The 511-nt window shown below is 50.5% G+C and carries 1 pseudogene; it reads right to left on the bottom strand.

The window, feature by feature from the left end:
* Window positions 1–511: pseudogene (locus R7P74_RS29575) on the bottom strand (hypothetical protein); the annotation flags it as partial.

The raw sequence follows: 511 nt of genomic DNA, 5'->3' as shown, positions 1-511 counted from the left end.
AGCATGCACTTTGGCTTCTTTAGGTGCATCGGCTTTCAGCAAGCTCATCGCCAAACGATATTCTGCACGCTCTTCCTGCATCCAACCGCCCGCTATTTTCCAATAATCCAGTGCTAACCTTGCTGACTCTAACATCCTCGCTTTCTGCTCGTCAGTACGCTCTGAGAGCTCTTCATACTGACAAGCCAAGTTGTTTGCGGTGATTGCGATCGAACGCGCTAGCACCTCTTCTGCATCGTGTGGTGTCATTCCTAATGCGGCTTTCGCCAACCATTGACTCGCTGGTTCAAGCTGAGTAAGAGCAGAAAGTTCGTTCGCAATAAGAGAGAACACGCGACGCTGATCTTGCTCCTCTAGCAATGCCACATCCTCAGTGCCATCGACAAAAAAGCGTGCAACGGCGATGCTACGTTGAAACGCCAAACTCTCGGTAATGGCGCGATCATCTAAGCTGTCTAAACAGGCAAGAAATCGTTCGGGATGCTCAAGGTGCCCAATTGCGGTGTGCAAC

Source organism: Vibrio sp. 2033 (assembly GCF_033339735.1).
Note: the sequence above shows the minus strand (reverse complement) of the source record. Positions and strands in the feature narration are given on the sequence as shown.